Below are 21838 nucleotides of genomic sequence, written 5' to 3' on the forward strand. Positions count from 1 at the left end.
AACTTGTATTACAATTTAATTTCGATATCTACACCGGACGGCAGATCCAAGCGCATCAAGGCATCCACAGTTTGTGGAGTCGGGTTAACGATGTCGATCAAACGCTTGTGTGTGCGTTGTTCGAATTGTTCCCGAGAATCCTTGTACTTGTGCACCGCACGAAGAATAGTAATGATTTGTTTTTCAGTAGGAAGCGGAATCGGACCGGATACACCAGCACCCGAACGTTTTGCTGTTTCAACAATTTTCTCCGCGGATTGATCAAGAATTCTGTGGTCGTAAGCTTTCAAACGAATACGAATTTTTTGCTTTGCCATTTTAGTCCCTCCTTCTATCGCCCAATTTTTTATCGGACATACTCCGTGAAAATTTTCTAGCCACTCTCCCATGGCAAAGGGGCCGGGTGTGCCAGTAACCTCTCACATCATCGCAACGTCACAGAACAACATTCATTATTATATAGAAAAGATAGGCGTATTGCAAGCATATTTAAGAAAAACATTTAAACTTATCTTTTCTGACGAAATGACCTCGTTTATTGCAGTGTTTATCTTCAATATACAGGCTGCCTTGCCAATCCTTCTAAACTAGTAAATGATGTTCATTTCGCATGACGCAGGTTCCGAAACTTTACACATAATAAAAGAGTTCCTTATCCGATGTCGGATAAGGAACTCTTCCGAAGCTTCGTTACAATACAATGTTACTCGTTCCAGTACACTGTTGCATATGCTTTATTCAGCGTAAAGCTGAATTATTTTTGGATAGATGCTACGGAACCGGCACCTACTGTACGTCCGCCTTCACGAATGGAGAACTTAGTTCCTTCTTCAATCGCGATTGGGGAGATCAGGGAAACAGTAACAGTGATGTTATCACCAGGCATTACCATTTCAGTACCTTCAGGCAAGTTGATGATGCCTGTTACGTCAGTTGTACGGAAGTAGAACTGTGGACGGTAACCAGTGAAGAAAGGTTTGTGACGTCCACCCTCTTCTTTAGTCAGAACGTAGATTTGAGCTGTGAATTCTGTGTGAGGCTTAACAGAACCCGGTTTAGCCAAAACTTGGCCACGCTCGATGTTGTTACGGTCAACACCACGAAGAAGTGCTCCGATGTTGTCACCAGCTTGAGCGGAATCCAGCAATTTGCGGAACATCTCAACGCCTGTTACAACAGATTTTTTAGTTTCTTCAGTGATACCAACGATTTCGATCTCTTCGCCGACTTTAACAGTACCACGCTCTACACGGCCAGTAGCAACAGTACCACGACCAGTGATGGAGAATACGTCCTCGACAGGCATCAAGAAAGGCTTGTCAGTTTGACGCTCAGGCAGTGGGATGTATGTGTCGATTTCTTTGAACATCTCAACGATTTTTTGAGCCCATTCGCCATCTGGGTTTGCCAGTGCTTCACGAGCAGATCCACGAGTGATTGGAGTATCGTCACCTGGGAACTCATATTCGTTAAGAAGGTCGCGAACTTCCATCTCAACCAATTCCAACAACTCTTCGTCTTCAACCATGTCACATTTGTTCAAGAATACAACAATGTAAGGTACGCCTACTTGACGGGAGAGCAAGATGTGCTCACGAGTTTGTGGCATTGGGCCGTCAGCTGCGGATACTACCAAGATAGCTCCGTCCATTTGTGCCGCGCCAGTGATCATGTTTTTAACATAGTCGGCGTGACCTGGGCAGTCTACGTGAGCGTAGTGACGAGTGTCAGTTTCGTACTCAACGTGTGCTGTGGAGATTGTGATACCGCGCTCGCGCTCTTCTGGAGCTTTGTCGATTTGGTCGAATGCTACAGCAGCACCACCGTAAGTTTTGGACAATACAGTTGTGATTGCAGCAGTCAGAGTTGTTTTACCATGATCGACGTGACCGATAGTACCGATGTTAACGTGGGGTTTATTACGTTCGTATTTAGCCTTTGCCATTTGAACGTGGCCTCCTTAAAATTATAATTTTATGTTTTCACTGAATGAAGTGCTCTGAAATGAATTCTTATGCACTTGCATTCAGTGTGAGAAAACTACTCGGTGCCTTTTGTTTTAGCAACGATTTCTTCAGCGATGCTCTTAGGAACTTCTTCATAGTGAGAGAGTTCCATGGAGAACACACCGCGTCCTTGAGTACCGGAACGAAGAGTTGTAGAGTAACCAAACATTTCAGACAAAGGTACCTTAGCACGGATGATTTGAGCTCCACTACGGGAATCCATACCTTCGATGCGGCCACGACGGGAGTTCAACATACCCATTACGTCACCCATGTACTCTTCTGGAACGGTTACTTCTACTTTCATGATAGGCTCAAGCAGAACTGGTTTACACTTGTCTTTAGCCGCTTTAAGCGCCATAGATCCGGCAATTTTAAATGCCATCTCATTGGAATCGACATCATGGTAAGAACCGTCTACGATTGTAGCCTTAACGTCAACAAGCGGGAAGCCTGCGATAACGCCGTTTTTCATTTGCTCTTCAATCCCTGACAGTGCAGGTTGAATGTATTCTCTTGGAACGGAACCACCGACAACCTTACTTTCGAACTGGCTGCCTGTACCCGGCTCGAGAGGTTCGAATTCAACCCATACGTGACCGTATTGACCACGACCACCGGATTGACGTACGAATTTACCTTCAACGCGCGCTGGAGCACGGAATGTTTCACGGTAAGCTACTTGTGGTTTACCCACAGTAGTTTCCACCTTGAACTCACGACGCATACGGTCGATGATGATATCAAGGTGAAGCTCACCCATACCTGCCAAGATTGTTTGGCCAGTTTCTTCGTCAGTATGAGCACGAAGAGTTGGATCCTCTTCAGTCAACTTACCGAGAGCAACACCCATTTTATCTTGGTCAGCTTTGGTTTTAGGTTCAACGGCGATTTCGATAACCGGATCAGGGAAGTTCATTGACTCCAGGATAACCGGATTTTTCTCATCACATAGTGTATCACCTGTACCCGTATCTTTCAAACCTACAGCAGCTGCAATGTCACCGGAGTAAACTTCAGTGATCTCTTGACGGCTGTTTGCATGCATTTGAAGGATACGACCGATACGCTCACGTTTGTTTTTAGTGGCATTCAATACATATGAACCGGATTGAAGAATACCGGAATATACGCGGAAGAATGTCAATTTACCTACGTAAGGGTCAGTCATGATTTTGAATGCCAATGCGGAGAATGGCTCATCATCAGAGGACTTACGAACTGCTTCAGTTCCATCTTCAAGATGACCCGTAATTGACGGTACATCTGTTGGAGCTGGCAAGTAGTCGATAACAGCATCCAACATCAGTTGAACACCTTTGTTACGGTATGAGGATCCACAGATAACAGGGAAGATCTTAACATCTACAACACCTTTACGGAGAGCGCCTTTGATCTCTTCAATAGTGATCTCTTCGCCTTCCAGGTATTTCATTGTCAGTTCTTCATCCAGTTCTGCAACACGCTCAATCAATTCGTTACGGAGCTCTTCAACTTGCTCTTTGAATTCCGCAGGAATTTCTGTTTCTTCGATATTTTGACCAAGGTCATCTTTGTACATATGAGCCTTTTGTTCAACGATATCGATAATACCAATGAAATCATTTTCAGCACCGATTGGAAGTTGAATTGCAACAGCGTTCGCTTGAAGGCGATCACGCATGTCGGATACAACGTTCAGGAAGTCAGCACCGATGATATCCATTTTGTTTACATATGCGATACGAGGTACGCCGTACTTGTCAGCCTGTCTCCATACGGTTTCGGACTGAGGCTCAACGCCTTCTTTCGCACTGAATACACCAACTGCTCCGTCCAATACACGAAGGGAACGTTCAACTTCAACAGTGAAGTCAACGTGTCCCGGGGTATCAATAATATTAACGCGGTGGCCTTTCCAAGCAGCGGTAGTTGCAGCGGAAGTAATCGTAATTCCGCGCTCCTGTTCCTGTTCCATCCAGTCCATTGTCGCAGCGCCTTCGTGTACTTCACCGATTTTGTGCGTACGTCCTGTGTAGAACAAGATCCGCTCAGTTGTCGTGGTTTTACCCGCATCAATATGAGCCATGATCCCGATATTACGTGTATTTTTCAAGGAGAACTCTCTAGCCATGAAATGGGTCTCCCTTCAAAATTGAAGTTTTTTTATTGTGAACTGAATCCTACCAACGGTAGTGAGCAAACGCTTTGTTCGCTTCAGCCATTTTGTGCGTGTCTTCACGTTTTTTAACGGAAGCGCCTGTGTTGTTGGAAGCGTCGATGATCTCAGCCGCCAAACGCTCTTCCATTGTTTTCTCACCGCGGTTGCGGGAGTAGTTCACGAGCCAACGTAGTCCCAGAGCAGTACGTCTCTCTGGTTTTACCTCGATTGGTACTTGGTAGTTGGCACCGCCGACACGGCGAGCTTTAACTTCCAGGACTGGCATGATATTCTTGATTGCTGCTTCAAATACTTCCATCGGGTCATTACCCGTACGTTCTTGAATCAACTTGAACGCATTATACAGAATGCTTTGAGCAACACCGCGTTTTCCGTCGAGCATGATGCGATTGATCAAACGAGTAACCAACTTGGAGTTGTATACCGGATCTGGCAACACGTCTCTTTTCGTAACTGGACCTTTGCGTGGCATGGATATCCCCCTTTCTTTCTTGTTCAGCAGATCCTGTACCTTCCAGACCTAAGCCAGAAGGCTTTCAGGTTTTCCGCTTATAATGGTTTAGGCTTTTTTAGCTTTTGGACGTTTTGCACCGTATTTCGAACGAGCTTGCATACGGTTGTTTACGCCTGCAGTATCGAGAGCTCCACGAACGATGTGATAACGAACCCCTGCAAGGTCTTTAACTTTACCTCCGCGGATCAATACCACACTGTGCTCTTGAAGGTTATGTCCGATTCCCGGGATATAAGCAGTTACCTCGAGACGGTTCGTCAAACGAACACGGGCATATTTACGAAGTGCAGAGTTTGGTTTACGTGGAGTCATTGTACCTACACGAGTGCAGACACCACGTTTTTGTGGGGCACTGATGTTAGTAGATTCACGTTTCAAAGCGTTGAATCCTTTTTGCAAAGCAGGAGATTTTGACTTCTCAACTTTTGCTTGACGTCCTTTACGAACCAGTTGGTTAATAGTTGGCATGTGATTGCCACCCCCTTCCTCAAATATTCATGTTTCTTTATAAACCTCTTTTCGCTAAGTCCACAGACCCAGGCGGTTCATAAAAAGACAAATGAAAAGTTTTTGCCTTGGAGAATCCCTAAAAGTTCTCGGACAAAAACGTTCCTTACACTATCATTTTACGACAGCAGCCATTGCTGCTCCCACTCCAATCCCGCAAGCCTTGCCGAGATTTTTCATTGTGTCCACTTTCGTGTACTTCACATTGTGCTGTTCACACAAAGCAATGATTTTGGAAGTGAGCTGCGGATCACTATCTTCTGCGACATAGACTTCGGAAGCCATACCTGTCTGCACCATCCGCATGGTCTGTTTGGTACCTATCTTGACATGAGCATCTTGCAAGGCTTTTTCATTAGACATTGAGCATTCCTCCGAATAGAACCATATACAATCCGCTGCCCACGCACCTTTGATATATTAGCATCTAGCGCAAGCATTGTCAATGCTAATCCCAAAACATTTTTTAAAAAGTTTACGCACATCAGGATTCGTCCACCTGTATTATACAAGCGTCCGCCTCCTGACGTACCAAACTTTCAATCCCCTCTATAGAGGAGCACACTATTTAATCAACAGAAACGGGCTCAAGTTCTTCTACTGAAGATTGGCCATCTTCTGGCTCAGCAAATTTGATGCTGCGGTAACGGTGCATACCTGTACCTGCAGGAATCAGTTTACCGATGATTACATTTTCCTTCAGACCGAGCAACTGATCGACTTTACCTTTGATCGCTGCATCTGTCAATACACGTGTAGTTTCTTGGAACGAAGCCGCTGAGAGGAAGGAGTCTGTTTCCAGGGACGCTTTCGTGATACCGAGCAGGATTGGTTTAGCAACCGCTGGCTCTTTATCACTAAGAATCGCAATTTTGTTAGCTCTTTCGTACTCATGCGTATCAACGAACGATCCTGGCAACAGCGTTGTATCACCTGCATCTACGATGCGGATTTTACGCAGCATTTGACGGATCATAACTTCAACGTGTTTGTCATTGATTTCTACGCCTTGGTTACGGTATACGCGCTGTACTTCCTGCAAAATGTAGTTTTGTACGCCACGTACGCCTTTAATGCGCAGCATTTCTTTTGGATCGATGGAACCGTCTGTCAACTCGTCACCAGCTTCAATTTCCATGCCTTCGCTTACGCGCACACGGGAACCGTAGGTAACAGAGTATACTTTGGACTCCGCTTCACCTTGAATTTCGATTTCACGACGATCTTTCGCTTCGCGAATCTCTTTAACTACACCATCAATCTCACTGATCGTTGCTTGACCCTTAGGATTACGAGCTTCAAACAACTCTTGGATACGCGGCAAACCTTGCGTAATATCGTCTCCGGCTACACCGCCGGTGTGGAACGTACGCATTGTAAGCTGTGTTCCTGGCTCACCAATGGATTGTGCTGCAATAATACCAACTGCTTCACCAATCTCCACGTGTTTACCTGTCGCAAGGTTACGACCGTAACACTTCTTGCAGACACCGTGACTTGCACGGCAGCTGAGTACGGAGCGAATTTGCAATTTGGTTACGCCCGCTTTGATGATTGCCTCTGCTTTATCGGAGTCAATCAATTCATTACGACCTGCAATAATTTCTTTGGTTTCCGGATGACGAACTGTCTCGAAGCAGTATCTGCCTTCAATACGGTCGTAGAGATCTTCGATAACCTCTTTACCATCCTGGATACGACTAACCGTAAAGCCTTTATCTGTACCACAATCATCATCACGCACGATTACGTCTTGGGCTACGTCTACGAGACGACGAGTCAGGTAACCTGAATCGGCTGTACGCAGTGCTGTATCCGCCAAACCTTTACGCGCTCCGTGAGTGGAGATAAAGTACTCGAGTACTGTCAGACCTTCACGGAAGTTCGATTTGATTGGGAGTTCGATAATTCGACCAGACGGGTTGGCCATCAGACCACGCATACCGCCCAATTGGGTGATTTGCGATTTGTTACCCCGTGCTTTGGAGTCTACCATCATCATGATCGAGTTGTAACGATCCATGGACTTCATCAAAATCTCAGTGATGTCATCTTTGGATTTTGACCAGATATCAATAATACGGTCATAACGCTCTTCATTCGTAATCAGACCACGACGGTACTGATTCGTAACGATTTGTGCTTTATCCTCAGACTGTCTAAGAATTTCAAACTTCTCAGGCGGAACGATAACATCAGATACCGCAACCGTAATACCGGCACGAGTAGAATATGTGAATCCAAGTTGTTTGATTTTATCCAAAATAACGGCTGTTTCCGTTGTGTGATAAATTTCAAAACAACGTGCGATGATGGAACCGAGGTATTCTTTGCCGACACCGCCAGCCAGAGGAGCATTCATAATAGCTTCTCTAAGATCAGCACCTTTTTCATATACAAATGAGTGATCTGCAGTACCTTGGTACAGGTTTGCACGAGTCGCGTCATTGATATATGGGAAGCTTGCTGGGAAAATTTCATTGAAGATAATTTTACCAATGGTTGTCAGCAACATTCCTTCTTGCTGCTCTTCCGTAAAGCTTGTTTTACCAAGTGCCTTAACCGGAATAGCTACACGCGCATGCAGACCAGCAGTACCACGTTGGTAAGCCGATACAGCTTCGTTAACTGTACGCAAGATCATACCTGTGCCCTTTTCTTCCTTGTTGTCCATAGTGAGGTAATAAGAACCAAGCACCATATCCTGGGAAGGAGTAACAACCGGTTTACCGTCTTTCGGGTTCAAAATGTTGCCTGATGCAAGCATCAGGATACGTGCTTCCGCTTGAGCTTCAGCGGACAACGGAACGTGCACAGCCATTTGGTCACCGTCAAAGTCGGCATTATATGCCGTACATACGAGCGGGTGGAGACGAATTGCTTTACCTTCAACGAGAATCGGTTCAAATGCTTGAATACCGAGTCTGTGAAGCGTAGGGGCACGGTTCAACAGAACCGGATGCTCCTTGATTACTTCTTCAAGAACATCCCATACCTCAGGACTTACACGCTCAACTTTACGTTTTGCGCTCTTGATGTTGTGGGCAAGCCCTTTATTTACAAGCTCTTTCATAACAAAAGGCTTGAACAATTCAAGTGCCATATCTTTTGGCAGACCACACTGATACATTTTCAGGTAAGGTCCGACAACGATAACGGAACGACCAGAGTAGTCAACCCGTTTACCGAGCAAGTTCTGACGGAAACGTCCTTGTTTACCTTTCAGCATGTGGCTGAGCGATTTCAATGGACGGTTACCAGGACCCGTTACCGGGCGTCCACGACGACCATTATCGATCAATGCGTCAACAGCTTCCTGCAACATCCGTTTTTCATTTTGCACGATAATGTCTGGTGCGCCCAGATCAAGCAGACGTTTCAGACGGTTGTTCCGGTTGATTACACGGCGATACAAGTCATTCAGGTCAGACGTTGCAAAACGTCCACCGTCCAACTGTACCATTGGACGAAGTTCCGGCGGGATAACAGGAAGTACATCCATGATCATCCACTCTGGATTGTTACCGGAGTTGCGGAATGCTTCAATAACTTCCAGACGTTTGATTGCACGATTACGACGTTGTCCTTGCGCAGTCCGGAGCTCTTCTTTCAGGAACTCGAGCTCTTTATCAATGTCAAGGTCTTGAAGCAATTTTTTAACCGCTTCTGCGCCCATGCCAGCCTGGAAACCATAACCGTATTTTTCACGGTAGCTGCGGTATTCTTTCTCGGACAGCAGCTGTTTTTTCTCCAGTGGAGTTTCTCCTGGATCAGTTACAACATATGATGCAAAATAAATAATCTCTTCAAGAGATCTTGGAGACATATCCAGAGCAAGACCCATACGGCTCGGAATACCTTTGAAGTACCAGATATGCGATACCGGAGCAGCGAGCTCAATATGGCCCATCCGTTCGCGGCGTACTTTCGCACGTGTTACTTCAACGCCACAACGATCACAGACAACGCCTTTATAACGGACGCGTTTGTATTTACCGCAATGACATTCCCAGTCTTTTGTAGGGCCAAAAATCTTTTCGCAGAACAGCCCTTCTTTTTCCGGTTTCAACGTACGATAGTTGATCGTTTCCGGTTTTTTCACTTCTCCGCGGGACCAAGAACGAATTTTCTCTGGGGAAGCAAGCCCGATCTTCATGTATTCGAAATTGTTGACGTCCAACAAGGAGCAACCCTCCTTAACCAATTCCTGTATTCTAGGTTACGCCCTCTCCGGCCGAAGCCGGAGCAAGACGTGAGCCTGATGAAAAACGCCGGTCATCATGCGCTCGAAGCGAATTATTCCGCTCCGACCTCTGTACCCTCAAGGTTGAGGCTGAGCTTATCGCTCGCAGCGTCATCTTCATCGTCCATTTCTCTCATTTCAATCTCTTGCTCATCTTCACTCAAAATCTTAACGTCCATACCCAAGCTTTGCAGCTCTTTGATCAATACTTTGAATGATTCAGGAACACCTGGTTCAGGAACATTCTCGCCTTTGACGATGGATTCATACGTTTTAACCCGACCTACAACATCATCGGATTTAACAGTCAAGATTTCTTGCAGTGTATAAGCTGCACCGTATGCCTCAAGCGCCCATACCTCCATCTCCCCGAAACGCTGTCCACCGAATTGGGCTTTACCACCCAATGGCTGTTGCGTAACAAGTGAGTAAGGACCTGTGGAACGGGCATGGATCTTATCATCAACCATGTGTGCCAATTTGATCATGTGCATGACACCCACGGTAACTTCACGCTCAAACTCTTCCCCTGTACGACCATCATACAGGACAGTCTTACCATTACGTTGCATACCTGCTTCTTCCATAGTGTCGAAGACATCGTACTCCTTCGCTCCATCGAATACAGGCGTTGCTACGTGAATACCCAGTTGCATTGCTGCCATACCCAAGTGAACCTCAAGTACTTGACCGATATTCATCCGGGAAGGTACTCCCAGTGGGTTAAGAACGATCTGAACCGGTGTACCGTCTGGCAGGAAAGGCATATCTTCTTCCGGCAAGATGCGGGCCACGACCCCTTTGTTACCGTGACGTCCGGCCATTTTATCACCCTCGGAAATTTTCCGTTTTTGAGCAATATATACACGAACGAGTTGGTTAACGCCAGGAGGCAACTCATCACCGTTTTCACGGGTAAATACTTTCACGTCTACTACGATACCGTCAGTACCATGTGGTACACGCAAGGAAGTATCACGTACTTCACGTGCTTTCTCACCAAAGATCGCATGCAAGAGACGTTCTTCTGCAGTCAGCTCTGTTACACCCTTAGGTGTTACTTTACCAACGAGAATGTCGCCAGCGCTAATCTCAGCACCGATGCGGATAATACCGCGCTCATCCAAGTTACGCAACGCTTCTTCCCCAACGTTAGGGATATCACGTGTAATCTCTTCAGGTCCGAGCTTAGTATCACGTGCTTCTGACTCATACTCCTCGATATGGATGGATGTGTACACATCTTCCTTAACGAGTTTTTCACTGAGCAAGATCGCATCCTCGTAGTTGTAACCTTCCCAAGTCATGAAGGCAACAACGACGTTACGTCCCAAAGCCAATTCACCCATTTCCGTTGAAGGACCATCAGCGAGGATATCGCCAGCTTTGACAGCTGCACCTCTTTTGACAATCGGACGCTGGTTAATGCATGTTCCTTGGTTCGAACGCATAAATTTGTGTAATTTATATTTAACGATGTCGCCTTTAACTTCCTGACCGTCCACTTCTTCAACACGGCGGAGCCAAATCTCGTTCGCAGAAGAACGTTCAATAATTCCGTCATAATCGGAGACAATACATACACCAGAGTCTTTAGCAGCTTTGTGTTCCATACCCGTTCCTACAAGTGGTGCTTTAGGAATCAAGAGTGGAACTGCCTGCCGCTGCATGTTAGATCCCATGAGTGCACGGTTGGAGTCATCGTTCTCAAGGAACGGGATCAGCGCTGTAGCGACGGATACAACCTGTTTAGGAGATACGTCCATGTAGTCAACTCGCTCACTCGGCATCGTTAGGATGTTATCCGACTGTTTGTTGTAACGTACAATGATCGCTTCTTCTTCAAATGTACCGTCTTCGTTCAACTTCGCATTCGCTTGCGCGATAACATAGTTGTCCTCTTCGTCGGCTGTCAGGTAATCAATTTGTTCGGTTACAATACCTGTCTTCGGATCAACCCAACGATATGGAGCTTCAATGAAGCCATATTCATTCACACGGGCGAACGTCGACAAGGAGTTGATCAAACCGATATTTGGTCCCTCTGGTGTCTCGATTGGACACATACGGCCATAGTGGGATGGATGGACGTCACGTACTTCCATACCTGCGCGCTCACGCGTCAAACCACCGGGTCCGAGTGCGGACAAACGACGTTTATGCGTCAACTCACCCAGTGGGTTCGTTTGATCCATAAACTGTGACAATTGAGAGCTACCAAAGAACTCTTTAATCGATGCAATAACAGGACGTATGTTGATCAAAGCCTGTGGTGTAATGACGTTAGCATCCTGAATGGACATTCTCTCACGAACCACACGCTCCATACGGGACAAACCGATACGGAACTGGTTCTGCAGGAGTTCACCCACCGAACGCAAACGACGGTTACCCAGATGATCGATATCATCCGTGCTACCAATTCCCTGCAGAAGGTTAAGGAAGTAACTGATGGAGGAAATGATATCCGCCGGTGTCACGTTTTTAACGGACTTGTCAATATTTGCATTGGCAATCAGTTTGACCACTTTACCATCTTCAGTTGGTGAGAACACATCAATCGTTTGCATAGGGATATCATTGGCATCCAAAACGCCGTTACCCACGTGATACGTGCGGAATCCAACGCTCTTCTCCAGATACGGCATGATTTCATCCAACAAACGACGGTCAACCATTTGACCTGCTTCAGCAATGATTTCCCCTGTTTCAGCGTCAACAAGTGACTCAGCCAAGCGTTGGTTGAACAAACGGTTTTTGATGTGAAGTTTTTTATTCATTTTGTAACGACCTACATTAGCGAGGTCATAACGTTTTGGATCAAAGAAACGTGCTACGAGCAAGCTCTTCGCATTATCCAACGTTGGAGGCTCGCCCGGACGAAGACGCTCATAGATCTCAATGAGTGCTTTCTCCGTGGAATCCGTGTTGTCTTTGTCCAGTGTGTTGCGGATATATTCGTCATTACCGAGCAGATCCAGAATCTCAGCATCTGTGCCAAAACCAAGTGAACGCAGGAGAACCGTAACCGGTATTTTACGTGTACGGTCGATCCGGACGTAAACAACATCCTTCGCGTCCATCTCCAGTTCGAGCCAAGCGCCGCGGTTAGGAATAACTGTAGCGGTATACGTTTTTTTGGCGTTTTTATCTACTTTGGTACTGAAGTAAACGCTAGGAGAGCGAACCAACTGGCTGACAATAACCCGTTCCGCACCATTAATAATAAATGTGCCCGTGTTGGTCATCAGCGGGAAATCTCCCATGAATACTTCCTGCTCTTTGACTTCGCCGGTTTCCTTATTAATGAGCCGGACTTTGACCCGAAGCGGTGCTGCATAAGTAACGTCACGCTCTTTCGCGTCGTCTACTGTATACTTCGGTTCACCGAGACTGTAATCGATAAATTCCAAAATCAAGTTACCTGTAAAATCCTGGATCGGCGAGATATCCTGGAACATTTCGCGCAACCCTTCCTCCAAAAACCAATCATAGGATTTTTGTTGGATTTCAATCAGGTTCGGAACTTCGAGTATCTCGTTAATTCGTGCATAACTGCGCCGAGTGCGTCGACCATATTGAACAAGATGTCCTGCCAACTTAAACTCACCCCTCAATGTCTACTCACTTTAAAAATTTCGTTGCGAACCTCTGTTTGTAACCTTATAATGGTACACATACAGAGCAAAGCAATGCATCCACAAATAAAGAAAAGCCCTTACTCGAAATGTCGTTCGAAAAAAGAGCAACTTTGATCGGCGGATGTCTTTCCAAATCATTCTTATCCCCAGTTTGCCCAAAATGTACATATTATACGCCAAACGTAGGCATAATAAGCCCGTTCGGCGTAAAAAAAAGGTTGACATTTTTAGTTAGCTAAAGCCAAGTAGGGCATCTTAATACTGACATTTTACAATAATACCACGGCCTGAATTTCAAGTCAATAGTCCTATTGCAAAAAAAATGATCCCCTGCTTACTTTACAAACTCGGATTCAGCTTCTAGTAGAACCCTCTTCCGACTTCACCGCTTTGAAAATCCGATAGCCTTTATCTTTCGTCACTTCTTCCACTCTTCCAAACAAAGATTCCAATTTTGCTTTTGCTGATGGAGCCCCTTGTTTCTTCTGAATGACAATCCACAACGAACCGCCTACCTTCAGATGGCGATGTGCCTGTTCGAAAATAGTATGAACCGTCTCTTTCCCAGCCCGTATAGGCGGATTGGTTAAGATAACGTCATAATCTTGCTTATTTACTTCAGCCAGTAGATTACTCTGCAAAACTGTAACATTGTTAATTCCGTTCGCCTTAGCATTTTCCCTGGAAAGTTCAACGGCTCTCTCGTTGATGTCGATCATGGTGACATGCCCATCCGGTACAAGTTTGGCTGCTGTTAGACCCATCGGCCCGTATCCACAACCCACATCGAGAACATGAGCCCCTGATGGCAACTCTATCGCATCAATCAATACTCTGCTGCCATAATCGATTCCGTTTTTGGAAAACACACCGGCATCCGTCACGAATCGCAGACTGAATCCGCGAAGAACCGCTTCAGTTGCTCTGCGATCATGCGCTACTTGCGGTTTGTCCGAATAATAATGATTGGACATGCCCTCACTCACTTTCCATTTACAATTACAGCAACAAACCCCTTGATATAAGTCAAGGGGTTTGTTGTTTTGTTCATCTAGCTTATAAAAGCTAAATTATTTAACTTCGATTGTAGCGCCAGCTTCTTCAAGCTTAGCTTTAACCGCTTCTGCTTCTTCTTTAGCAACTTTTTCTTTCAATGCTTTTGGAGCGTTGTCAACCAGTTCTTTTGCTTCTTTCAGGCCAAGACCTGTGATTTCGCGAACTGCTTTGATAACGTTGATTTTGGAAGCACCAGCGTTAGTCAAGATTACGTCGAACTCGGATTGCTCAGCTTCAGCAGAAGCAGCGCCTGCACCTGCAGCAGCTACTGGAGCTGCAGCAGTTACGCCGAATTCTTCTTCGATTGCTTTAACAAGATCGTTCAATTCCAGTACAGTCATGCCTTTGATTGCTTCCAAGATTTGCTCTTTACTCATGAGTGAACCTCCATATATAATATTATTTTTTTAATTCATTTGCCGCCTAAGCAGCGATCAGATCAAGTTGCTTACGCACCTTGTTCTTCTTTTTCTGCAACTGCTTTAACCGCAAGCGCGAAGTTCCGCACTGGCGCTTGAAGCACGCTGAGGAGCATGGAGAGGAGTCCATCGCGGGATGGCAATTCTGCCAATGCCTTAACTTCTTCTACTCCGATTACGCGACCTTCTACGATAGCACCTTTCAATTCCAGAGCATCGTTCTTTTTCGCGAAGTCGTTCAGAATTTTAGCTGGAGCCACAACGTCATCTACGCTGAATGCAATTGCAGTAGGACCTGTAAGAACACTATCGAGTTCTGTCAGTTCTGCTGCTGCAGCTGCACGGCGAAGCAACGAGTTTTTCAGCACTTGGAATTCGATCCCTGCTTCACGAAGTTGCTTACGCAACTCAGTTACTTGGGCAACGTTCAATCCGCGATAGTCAACAACAACAGTTGTAACGCTCTCGCGCAATTTTGCTGTTACTGCATCAACGGACTCTTGTTTTGCTTGAATCACTTTTGCGTTTGCCAATCTGTACACCTCCTGATCAAATTTATCCCATTAAGAAAAGCCTCCGTAGAATCACGAAGGCTTGATATATACTCATCATCGATTTACATCGTTCTAAGTTCTATAATCACACCTCGGCAGGAAATTAAGCCAAACGGCACCTACTGTCTACGGCAAGCATATTCAAATGTCAACGGTCAGTCACTCAGACTCACAACTTTTATATCTTATCAAAAACAGGACAAGCCTGTCAAGAGATATTATCTAAAAGCTGCTGCGTTCACGCGTGCGCCAGGGCCCATCGTAGAAGAAATGCTTACATTCTTCAGATAAACACCTTTTGCTGCCGCTGGTTTAGCACGATTCAGAGCGTCCATGAGAGCTTTGAAGTTCTCATTAAGTTGCTCAGAAGAGAAAGAAGCTTTACCAATCGGTGCATGAATTTGACCTGCACGATCCAGACGATATTCGATTTTACCGGCTTTAATTTCTTGAACAGCCTTAGTTACATCGAAAGTTACCGTTCCGGCTTTAGGGTTAGGCATCAGACCTTTACCGCCGAGCAGTCGGCCCAATTTACCTACTTCACTCATCATATCTGGTGTCGCTACGCAGACGTCGAATTCGAACCAGCCTTGTTGGATTTTGTTGATCATGTCTGCATCACCAACATAGTCCGCGCCAGCCGCTTCCGCTTCTTTCGCTTTGTCACCTTTTGCAAATACCAATACGCGTTGTGTTTTACCTGTGCCGTGTGGCAAGACAACAACACCACGTACAGCCTGGTCTTGCTTACGAGGGTCTACACCCAAACGAACTGCTGCTTCGATTGTTTCATCGAATTTTGCAGTGGCTGCCTTTTTCACAAGCTCTACAGCTTCTGAAGGCTCGTAAGTTGCTTCACTGTCAATCAGCTTAGCAGCTTCCAGGTATTTTTTACCGTGTTTAGCCATGTTTTATTCCTCCTTTGTGGTGTTAGCGGATATACCTCCCACATCAACCGGTCGCGAATCGACCGGTTTTACGAAGCCATGTTTCTTATGAAAATTAGTCTTCGATGGTGATACCCATGCTGCGGGCAGTACCTTCGACCATACGCATAGCGGACTCAACGTCTGCTGCATTTAGGTCAGGCATTTTTGTTTCTGCGATTTGACGAACCGCATCACGTTTAACTGTAGCAACTTTTTTCTTGTTCGGTTCGCCGGATCCTTTTTCAACTTTAGCTGCCACTTTCAACAGTACTGCTGCTGGTGGAGTTTTAGTGATGAAAGTAAAGGAACGGTCCTCGAATACAGAAATTTCAACTGGAATAATCAATCCCGCTTGATCAGCTGTACGAGCGTTGAATTCTTTACAGAATGCCATGATGTTGACACCTGCTTGACCCAAAGCTGGACCTACTGGTGGTGCTGGGTTTGCTTTACCTGCTGGAATCTGCAGTTTTACCATTTTAATAACTTTTTTCGCCATGATTGACACCTCCTTGCAAAATAGTGGTTAACGGGCCTCACAGCCCTCCCACAAGAAACTTGAAGAGACTATATCTTCTCCACTTGTGTGTATTCCAACTCAAGCGGTGTTTCCCGTCCAAACATGTTCACATGCACTTTCAACTTGCTTTTGTCTACCAAAATTTCTTCCACGGAGCCCACGAAATTCGCAAAAGGACCGACTTTGATACGTACGGATTCCTTAATATCGAACTCAATTTTCGGCTTAGGTTCAACCATACCCATGTGCTTCAGAATTTGTTCCACTTCTTCAGGCAACAAAGCAGTTGGTTTGGACCCAGAACCTGTCGAACCGACAAATCCTGTAACACCTGGTGTGTTACGAACAACATACCAAGAGTCATCCGTCTGTACCATTTCCACCAAGACATAACCGGGGTAAACTTTACGCATAACGGTTTTTTTCTTACCGTCTTTGTTTACCACTTCTTCTTCCATAGGAACAAGAACGCGGAAAATCTTGTCTTCCATGCCCATAGACTCGACGCGTTTTTCCAAATTGGCCTTGACCTTGTTCTCATACCCTGAATAGGTATGAACGACGTACCATCTTTTTTCCATATCAAGCCACCGGAACCCTTCTTAAATAATCGCTTCGATCACAAAGGAGATGCCAATGTCAATGACCCAAAAAAACAGCGTCATAACCACAACAGTACCAAGTACGATCAATGTGTAGTTGGTCAGCTCTTTACGATTAGGCCAGCGAACTTTTTTAAGTTCAGCCCAGCTTTCTGAGAAAAAGGAAATCAGAGATTTGAAACTTCGTTTCACGCCGACACCTCCAAAAACTATCTGGTTTCGCGATGAGAAGTCTGCTCGTTACAAAACTTGCAAAATTTCTTCATCTCCATGCGGTCGGGGTGATTACGCTTGTTTTTTGTCGTAGTGTAATTTCTTTGTTTGCAGTTAGTACAAGCCAAAGTAATAATTACCCGCATGATGTACACCTCCCGAAGACTTCCACATTCAAGCAGAGTCTCTAAATTGATCCTGAAAAAAAGCCATAAATTTAGGCCTACCTAAAACACTTTATCACAAGGGTATAACCATGTCAATGAAAGAATAGCCTTTCATTCATTGGGTATTACTTCCGTACAACGTACATTCGTTTCTCATCTCTTTTTTTCTCTTCTCCTGCATGGACCGAGCGATTACTAGTATGAACATTCTTAGATTTTATAAACTTGAGACACTAAAAAAAGACTCAAACACCGAGCCTTTTCCGTCAACGACAACATGTGTTTAATTATCTCGAACTTCCAGGTACTTTTCAAGTTTGCGCTTGACGCGCTGAAGTGCGTTATCAATGGACTTCACATGTCTGTCCAAATCAACTGCAATCTCTTGATAAGATCTCCCGTCCAGATACAACATCAATACTTTACGTTCCAGATCACTCAGAATCTCGGACATTTTATCTTCCAGGCCGACAAACTCTTCCTGATTGATGATCAATTCTTCCGGATCACTGACCTGGGTTCCACAAATCACATCGAGTAACGTACGATCAGACTCTTCGTCATAAATAGGCTTGTCCAGAGATACATAAGAATTAAGTGGAATATGTTTCTGGCGTGTTGCCGTCTTAATCGCCGTAATAATCTGTCTTGTAATGCACAGTTCGGCAAAAGCCTTGAACGAAGCCAGCTTGTCCCCTTTGAAATCTCGAATGGATTTATAGAGGCCAATCATTCCTTCTTGAATAATATCTTCCCGGTCTGCTCCAATCAGAAAATAAGATCTTGCCTTGGCGCGTACAAAGTTACGATATTTGTTAATCAAAAACTCTAACGCTTCGCTTTCGCCTTCTCGGAAAGCTTCTACAATGTCTTCGTCACTTTGGTAATCATACTTGGATAACATGATATCTTTGAGGTCGACACTCACAGACAATCCCTCCGGCTGCAACGCAAGGTACCCCGTTACTCTACTCTATGAAATATAGGATCAGTATATATGATGGTACCTCACACCGTCAACCACGCTCTGCCTAAAAAAGAACATCAATAACATAAATGTCAAGAGTTACAATATTCTAAATTTTGTAAAAACACACCTTTATTCCCGGCGCCATCGCTCAAACTCCTTCAATACATCCGGACTTAACTTGCCCCCAAGTGTGTTACGTGTGGTCTTCGCCTGATCTTCTTCCAGTCGTTTCTTTAATTCCTTTTCGTTCTGTTCAACTTCAATAAGCAATTCCCTTGCAGATACACGTAGCGCTCCCTGTCCAAAAATAACATGTTGCTCTACCATATCGCTCGTAGCCACATAGATTTGGCGTCTTCTCATGCTTAGTTCCCGAACGAGTCTCTCAATGCATTCGTCTGCCGTCTCTTTTTCCTTTGTAAAATAGATCTGCACTTTACTCTGTGTAAAGGATTTACCGAGTCCAGGCACGAGGTAGGCGTCAAATACAACAATGACTCGCCGGCCGGAGAAAGCCTGATAGTCAGCAAGACGAAAGAGAAGCCTGTTGCGTGCCTCCTCGAGTCCACTTTCCGCCAGTTTGGTTAATTCCGGCCAGTCACCAATCATGTTGTACCCGTCTACAAGAAGCACATCACGGGAATCAGCCATACCTTCTATTCCTGCGCTTGACGTGAGCGGAGCACTTCATACATGACAACACCCGCTGCCACGGAAGCATTCAGGGAATTAATCTGACCTTGCATCGGTAATTTGATCAACACGTCACATTTCTCGCGAATGAGTCGTCCCATGCCTTTATTTTCATTGCCGATAACCAACGCCACAGGACCAGTAAAGACGCCGTTGCCAAAGACACCTTCATTTGCCGTGACATCTGTACCTACAACCCATACACCCTCCTCTTTAAGGCGGTCGATGGTCTGGGCAAGATTGCTTACACGCGCCACTGGCACGTACTCCACGGCGCCTGCTGACGTTTTGGATACCGTTACCGTTACCGCTGCCGAGCGACGTTTGGGCACAATGACACCATGCGCACCCGTGCAGTCTGCTGTCCGCAAAATTGACCCCAGGTTATGAGGATCTTCGATCTCATCCAGCAGGATCAGGAAAGGATGCTCATTCTTCGCTTTCGCTGCAGCAAGAATGTCTTCTACCTCCACATAAGCGTAAGGTGCCGCTTGTGCAACTACCCCCTGATGCTGAATGCCTGGTACCGTTTGATCCAGCTTGCGCTTGTCCACGTGTTGAATGACAATCCCTAGCTTTTTGGCTTCCGAGATAATAGGTTGAGTTAGATGTTTCTGTGCTGTATCGGCAATCCATATTTTATTAATGGTCCGGCCTGAACGCAGCGCCTCCGTTACGGAGTGTTTACCGGCAATCCATTCTTCTTCCATCGTTGTTCGATCCTCTCTGTAATGCGTTGTTTTGTTGAAATTACTATTTTTTTGTCGGCGATGGCGATTGTTGTTCCGCGTGCTCAATGCCAAGCCCGATCAGTTCAATCATGCGATCATGATGACCACTGCTGTAGAGGAAACCAATGAGACATTCAAAGGCCGTGGCATGTCTGTACTCCAACACATCGGCATTTTTGGGTACACTACCCGACTTGGCATTCCGCCCTTGCCGGACGATATCACGTTCTTCCTCTGTCAGTTCAGCCTCAATCGTAGTAAGTATGCGGCTCTGTGCCTTCGCTGATACCAAACCGGTTGCACTACGGTGCAGATGATTGGGACGCATGTTGGGCTTCGACAACAAATATTGACGAACAGCCACCTCATATACCGCATCACCAATATAGGCCAGTGCAATAGGTGGAATCAACCTCGCAGGTCTGGAAGGAGGGTACGGGAACCAGCCTCCCTCTGCGACCTGCACCTGTTGTTTTGGTGTATTCGGATGTCCTTCGCTCATTTGCGCCGCCATCTCATGCCCTGTGCCGTATCTTCAAGCAGAATGCCACGCGCAGACAATTCATCGCGAATTTCATCAGCTCTTGCCCAATTTTTGGACTTACGCGCTTCCACACGCTCTTCAATCAGACGTTCCACTTCCTCATCCAGAAGTTCCGGCTCTGCATCAGTATAGATACGCAGCACAGCATTCAGTTCACTGAACAATTCGAGGAGCGCACGAATATCCGCCGCATTAACTACTTCTTGCTGCAACAGTTGGTTGGCTTCCCCAGCCCACTCAAACATAGCAGTGATTGCATCAGGAGTATTGAAATCATCCTGCATCTTCTCGTGGTACTGCTGACGAATTTGGTCGAGTCTTGCCGCAAACTCTGCTGTGATATCCTGATCCACGGTTACCGCATTCAGACGATGGTTCAGGTTACCTACAGCATTCGCAATCCGGTCCACACTGTTCTGTGCCTGCTCCATCGTATCCTCCGTGAAGTTCAAAGGGTTACGATAGTGGGTAGACAACATGAAATAACGAATCGCTTCACGTTTATATTGATTCCGCAAGTCTTTAACCAGAACACCGTTACCGAGTGATTTCGACATCTTCTCGTTATCAATCCGGATGAATCCATTATGCATCCAGTAGTTGGCAAGTGGTTTACCTGTTAATACCTCGGATTGGGCGCATTCGCACTCATGGTGCGGGAACTGCAGATCCTGTCCACCCCCATGAATATCCAGTGTATCCCCAAGGTACTCCCTAGCCATGGCGGAGCACTCAATATGCCAACCTGGTCGACCATCGCCCCAAGGACTGGACCAATAGATCTCACCTGGTTTGGCAGCCTTCCAAAGCACAAAATCTTCGGGATGCTCTTTACGCTCGTCCACACCCACACGAATTCCGAATTGCAGCTCCTGCAAGTTTTGTTTCGAAAGTTTGCCATACTCGCTGAATTTGCCTGTACGATAATAAACGTCACCGCCATTTTCATACGCAAATCCTTTTTCAACCAACTCACGGATAAAATCAATGATCAGCGGCATGTTTTCCGTTACTCTCGGGTTGCTGCTTGCCTTGGGAATACCCAATCCTTCAAGGTCTTCATAATAGGCCGCAATAAACTTTTCCGCGACATGAGGAACGTCTGTTCCAAGTTGTTCTGCTTTGCGAATCAGCTTATCATCCACATCCGTGAAGTTCACCACATAGTTTACATCATGTCCTGTCTGTTCCAGGTATCCACGCACTGTGTCGAAAAAGATAACCGGGCGAGCATTCCCGATGTGAATGTAGTCATATACCGTTGGTCCGCAGACATACATTTTTACTTTCCCTGGCTCTTGGGGAACAAACTCCTCTTTGGTACGACTCATCGTATTATAAATCTGAAGCGTCATGGTCACTTAT

General features: G+C 45.7%; 21 protein-coding genes and 1 other annotated feature. All 21 genes read right to left on the reverse strand.

Annotated elements, in window-relative coordinates; translation table 11 throughout:
• Positions 1-8 precede the first annotated feature (8 nt).
• On the reverse strand, positions 9-317 hold the full coding sequence (rpsJ, locus tag ACTHPG_RS27535; protein WP_017692074.1) for a 30S ribosomal protein S10: 309 nt from the start codon (positions 315-317) through the stop codon (positions 9-11).
• Positions 318-754: 437 nt separating this feature from the next.
• Positions 755-1945 carry an elongation factor Tu gene (gene tuf / locus ACTHPG_RS27540; protein ID WP_062836181.1) on the reverse strand — a complete coding sequence of 397 codons (1191 nt, stop codon included), beginning with the start codon at positions 1943-1945 and terminating at the stop codon, positions 755-757.
• Positions 1946-2040: 95 nt separating this feature from the next.
• Entirely contained in the window at positions 2041-4119 is a 2079-nt protein-coding gene (gene fusA, locus ACTHPG_RS27545) for an elongation factor G (RefSeq protein WP_440392487.1), read from the reverse strand.
• A gap of 49 nt (positions 4120-4168) precedes the next feature.
• Positions 4169-4639 (reverse strand): 30S ribosomal protein S7, encoded by a 471-nt coding sequence (gene rpsG / locus ACTHPG_RS27550; protein WP_018753997.1) that lies wholly within the window; start codon positions 4637-4639, stop codon positions 4169-4171.
• Between the two features lie 87 nt (positions 4640-4726).
• Positions 4727-5149 (reverse strand): 30S ribosomal protein S12, encoded by a 423-nt coding sequence (gene rpsL / locus ACTHPG_RS27555; RefSeq protein WP_017692070.1) that lies wholly within the window; start codon positions 5147-5149, stop codon positions 4727-4729.
• A gap of 153 nt (positions 5150-5302) precedes the next feature.
• On the reverse strand, positions 5303-5551 hold the full coding sequence (locus tag ACTHPG_RS27560; protein WP_047841123.1) for a ribosomal L7Ae/L30e/S12e/Gadd45 family protein: 249 nt from the start codon (positions 5549-5551) through the stop codon (positions 5303-5305).
• Between the two features lie 205 nt (positions 5552-5756).
• Complete coding sequence (rpoC, locus tag ACTHPG_RS27565) at positions 5757-9371, reverse strand: DNA-directed RNA polymerase subunit beta' (protein WP_440392488.1); 3615 nt, start codon at positions 9369-9371, stop codon at positions 5757-5759.
• Positions 9372-9484: 113 nt separating this feature from the next.
• Positions 9485-13030, reverse strand: coding sequence for a DNA-directed RNA polymerase subunit beta (rpoB, locus tag ACTHPG_RS27570; RefSeq protein WP_091039164.1), 3546 nt, complete (start codon positions 13028-13030; stop codon positions 9485-9487).
• 395 nt (positions 13031-13425) lie between these two features.
• Positions 13426-14046 carry a class I SAM-dependent methyltransferase gene (locus ACTHPG_RS27575; RefSeq protein ID WP_440392489.1) on the reverse strand — a complete coding sequence of 207 codons (621 nt, stop codon included), beginning with the start codon at positions 14044-14046 and terminating at the stop codon, positions 13426-13428.
• A gap of 96 nt (positions 14047-14142) precedes the next feature.
• The gene (gene rplL, locus ACTHPG_RS27580; RefSeq protein WP_278298116.1) at positions 14143-14505 is read right to left on the reverse strand and encodes a 50S ribosomal protein L7/L12; all 363 of its coding nucleotides are present in this window, start codon (positions 14503-14505) and stop codon (positions 14143-14145) included.
• 71 nt (positions 14506-14576) lie between these two features.
• A complete protein-coding gene (gene rplJ / locus ACTHPG_RS27585; protein ID WP_440392490.1) occupies positions 14577-15080 on the reverse strand; it encodes a 50S ribosomal protein L10 in 504 nt (167 codons plus the stop codon).
• A 24-nt stretch (positions 15081-15104) separates the two neighbouring features.
• Positions 15105-15251, reverse strand: a sequence feature (ribosomal protein L10 leader region).
• 68 nt (positions 15252-15319) lie between these two features.
• Positions 15320-16012 (reverse strand): 50S ribosomal protein L1, encoded by a 693-nt coding sequence (rplA, locus tag ACTHPG_RS27590; RefSeq protein ID WP_440392491.1) that lies wholly within the window; start codon positions 16010-16012, stop codon positions 15320-15322.
• Positions 16013-16106: 94 nt separating this feature from the next.
• The gene (rplK, locus tag ACTHPG_RS27595; RefSeq protein WP_017692062.1) at positions 16107-16532 is read right to left on the reverse strand and encodes a 50S ribosomal protein L11; all 426 of its coding nucleotides are present in this window, start codon (positions 16530-16532) and stop codon (positions 16107-16109) included.
• A 68-nt stretch (positions 16533-16600) separates the two neighbouring features.
• Positions 16601-17134 carry a transcription termination/antitermination protein NusG gene (gene nusG / locus ACTHPG_RS27600; RefSeq protein WP_024633599.1) on the reverse strand — a complete coding sequence of 178 codons (534 nt, stop codon included), beginning with the start codon at positions 17132-17134 and terminating at the stop codon, positions 16601-16603.
• A 21-nt stretch (positions 17135-17155) separates the two neighbouring features.
• Positions 17156-17347: a preprotein translocase subunit SecE gene (gene secE, locus ACTHPG_RS27605; RefSeq protein ID WP_017692060.1), complete on the reverse strand. Its 192-nt coding sequence runs from the start codon at positions 17345-17347 to the stop codon at positions 17156-17158.
• 17 nt (positions 17348-17364) lie between these two features.
• The gene (gene rpmG, locus ACTHPG_RS27610; protein ID WP_072735843.1) at positions 17365-17514 is read right to left on the reverse strand and encodes a 50S ribosomal protein L33; all 150 of its coding nucleotides are present in this window, start codon (positions 17512-17514) and stop codon (positions 17365-17367) included.
• 304 nt (positions 17515-17818) lie between these two features.
• The gene (sigH, locus tag ACTHPG_RS27615; protein ID WP_017692059.1) at positions 17819-18463 is read right to left on the reverse strand and encodes an RNA polymerase sporulation sigma factor SigH; all 645 of its coding nucleotides are present in this window, start codon (positions 18461-18463) and stop codon (positions 17819-17821) included.
• Positions 18464-18634: 171 nt separating this feature from the next.
• The gene (locus ACTHPG_RS27620) at positions 18635-19156 is read right to left on the reverse strand and encodes an NYN domain-containing protein (protein ID WP_036607162.1); all 522 of its coding nucleotides are present in this window, start codon (positions 19154-19156) and stop codon (positions 18635-18637) included.
• A gap of 5 nt (positions 19157-19161) precedes the next feature.
• Positions 19162-19908 carry a 23S rRNA (guanosine(2251)-2'-O)-methyltransferase RlmB gene (gene rlmB / locus ACTHPG_RS27625; protein WP_440392492.1) on the reverse strand — a complete coding sequence of 249 codons (747 nt, stop codon included), beginning with the start codon at positions 19906-19908 and terminating at the stop codon, positions 19162-19164.
• Between the two features lie 43 nt (positions 19909-19951).
• Positions 19952-20431, reverse strand: coding sequence for a Mini-ribonuclease 3 (locus tag ACTHPG_RS27630; RefSeq protein ID WP_440392493.1), 480 nt, complete (start codon positions 20429-20431; stop codon positions 19952-19954).
• Positions 20428-21828 (reverse strand): cysteine--tRNA ligase, encoded by a 1401-nt coding sequence (cysS, locus tag ACTHPG_RS27635; protein WP_440392494.1) that lies wholly within the window; start codon positions 21826-21828, stop codon positions 20428-20430. Before cysS ends, ACTHPG_RS27630 begins: the two co-directional genes overlap by 4 nt.
• Between the last annotated feature and the right edge of the window lie 10 nt (positions 21829-21838).

The sequence above is a fragment of the Paenibacillus sp. SAF-068 genome (assembly GCF_051967555.1).
GTDB lineage: Bacteria > Bacillota > Bacilli > Paenibacillales > Paenibacillaceae > Paenibacillus.